The organism is Dehalococcoidia bacterium (assembly GCA_028711995.1).
Taxonomy (GTDB): Bacteria; Chloroflexota; Dehalococcoidia; order SZUA-161; family SpSt-899; genus JAQTRE01.
On sequence record JAQTRE010000236.1, the window covers coordinates 1 to 2,699 of the forward strand.

At 50.9% G+C, this 2,699-nt stretch carries 3 protein-coding genes; 1 reads left to right on the plus strand and 2 read right to left on the minus strand.

The features are described from left to right. Positions 1-495 precede the first annotated feature (495 nt). The gene (locus PHV74_16100; protein MDD5095874.1) at positions 496-1,482 is read left to right on the plus strand and encodes an Lrp/AsnC family transcriptional regulator; all 987 of its coding nucleotides are present in this window, start codon (positions 496-498) and stop codon (positions 1,480-1,482) included. Here PHV74_16100 and PHV74_16105 read toward each other — a convergent pair. Beyond that, positions 1,470-2,051, minus strand: a complete 582-nt coding sequence (locus tag PHV74_16105) for a 4Fe-4S dicluster domain-containing protein (GenBank protein ID MDD5095875.1) — start codon at positions 2,049-2,051, stop codon at positions 1,470-1,472. The genes PHV74_16100 and PHV74_16105 overlap by 13 nt on opposite strands. A 96-nt stretch (positions 2,052-2,147) precedes the next feature. After that, entirely contained in the window at positions 2,148-2,588 is a 441-nt protein-coding gene (locus tag PHV74_16110) for a nuclear transport factor 2 family protein (protein ID MDD5095876.1), read from the minus strand. Positions 2,589-2,699 lie beyond the last annotated feature (111 nt).

The window sequence follows — 2,699 nt, forward strand, 5'->3', positions numbered from 1 at the left end:
AGTCGAGGCATGGTGCAAGAGCAGAAACAATCTGAATGCCAAGATCAATTGGCATTTCACCATAGATGACGCCAGGGTAAAATTGAGACGCCTTTATCCGTCAATCATTACGTGACATGACACTAGCCTTTATTGCGTCACTTTTCTCTCGGTGTTATGCCCCCGTGTCTGGCTATCCGGGACATATAATTCCCTGGGGAGTTTCTCACCCTTTGCTCAAATTTTGTTGTTCGAAGTATAACACCGGAAAATAAGCTAAGTCAACATAGAGTGACTGAAAAATGACCGAAAATGGCAAAATATGGTAGACTATGATTTGTATAGTGCATAAAGATAGCATGGCTCGTGTGGTAATTCCTGGGGTGTCATCCGGGTGGAGCCTGGCAATGGCACCCGTCCCGGTGGCCAATCCAGGAAGAATATTCAATTGAAATCGGGATGCTGAGCGCGTAAGATGTGAGTGGTCAGGAAGATAAATTGGAAGGACGAAATTCAATGAAACAATCCGTAGCCGGGACTCTCGACGATCTAGATTTGGCGCTGATGAGAGAGATGGAGATCAATGCCCGGCAATCTTATTCCGAGCTTGCCGGGAAATTGGGGACAAGCTCCACTACTGTTTTGCGGAGACTGCAACGTCTCCAGGAGCAAGGCATCATTAGATTCGCAACCATAGCGGACGTCGGTGCTCTGGAGTATCGGATCCTGGTTATAATGTGTCTTAACGTTCGCCCCGGCACGGTGGATGACACAGCGCATCGGCTGACTTCTTACACCGCCGTGAAACACGTCTTCATGACCGCCGGCCGATATGACATCATTGTCTGGGCGTATTTTCGAAACTCCAAGGAGTGGCTGAATTTCTTTTCGGACGGCTTGGGTGCCATCCCAGAGGTGACAGAAGTGGAAACCATTGTGGTCCAGAAGCCGATGAAGAACTCGTGGAAGTACTTGGGAGCCGATGATAGGATTTTGGAGCGACCCGACACGAACCGTAATCTCGATGCCGTTGATCTGGCGCTGATCAAAGAACTGGAAATTGAGCCCAGAGAAACGATCAAGGAACTTGCCCGGAGGATTGGTATCAGTGCCAACGGCACAAGCCGCAGGCTGCAGACGCTCATCGATGGAAAAGTCCTCCGGATCGTCAGTATTCCCAATCTACCTGCCCTGGGATACAACGTTAGCGCGACGTTACTGATCAAGATAAATCCCGGAAATATCAATACTGTGGCCAACCAATTGACGGGGCATCAGACTATCAAGAGCGTAGCCATCGTTTCCGGAAGCTTCAACCTCTTCGCGTATGCGGATTTTCGTGATCTTGGGGATATGTATGACTTCATGAGGAATGAGCTGGGAAAAATTCCGGGTGTCATACGCCACGAAAGTATGATTACGTTGAGCATTGCGCAGATGTCGTTCGATTTGGTCAGGAACTCTGATCAAGTGGTTAGAGTTCCACCGGATCAGACATTCTGATGGCTTGGTGTTGTGCGCTCAACCTTTGGTTTGAAGACAACCGATGGCCTCATCTGTTTGTCATAGGAGAAGCCAACCGCCTCGATCCCCTGACCGTATTTAGTCCACATTTCATCGATAGGACCGGCGTCCAGTGCTCTCATGGGACAGGCGGCCACACATATGGGGAGCTTATTCTCTGTCCATCGATCCGCACAGAGATCGCATTTCTGCATTTGGGCGTTCTCCTCGGCGCCGAACTGAGGAGCGTTGAAGAGGCATGCCTCAAAGCACATCCCGCAACTGTCTCTGCCCAGACAGTCCTCTCTATTCACCACCACAATCCCATCTTCCTGTCTCTTGGTAATGGCATTGGCCGGACACACGTCCATGCAGGCCGGAGCGGCACAGTGATGGCAGGAAGTCGATAGAAAGGCCACGAAAACATCGGGGTAGCGCCCCTTCTCAAAGGTTTCCACCTTTCTCCATGATACCGGACCCGCGGGGATATCATGCCAGTCCTTGCAAGCTACCACACAGGTATAACAGCCGGTGCACCGTGTCTGGTCGAAATAGAATGCCAGTTGCATCTTGATTCTCCTCAACTTTCCGATTGGGATCACCCGTCTGGAACGCTCAAAGGCGCGCTCCCATCCGAAATCGATACATCGGTTGACACGATTTGCCTACCGGGCCCCAGGTGGCGTAACGAGTTTGCCCTCCTCAATGAAGGTGTAGGATATCTTGAGGAAGCTTATCTTCCACAGGCCCTGTTCTCTCAGATATTCTTCGTGATACAAGAAACCTGTCTTGGTTACTTTCTGCGCTTTGGCGTCAATTTTGGGGACCTCACCCATCCATGTGGCCTCGGCGGTATTGTCTCCCGTGATTTCGATCTCGGGACTGAAGCCTCTGGGAAAAGTGGTGCCGGCAGGCGCTCCCGGGCCGACGACGGTTTGATACAGTTTGGCAACGGCTTGCTTCCCTTCGGCCTGAAGGGTGGGACGGCCGAAATCCACCCGAGAATTTTCCGAAAACAGATCAACGATTTCATTGACCAGCCCTTCGCGAACAAAGCGCCAGTACTTGTATCGCAGCTTTCTGATATTTTCAAAGTGGGTATGCACTTTACTCAACCATATACCATATGTTGTGGATGGCCTCCTACGATCATTTGACGCGGCACGGGGGCACAAGCTATTGCCTGCTCCATCAGGCGGTAGAAGAGTAAACCTCGT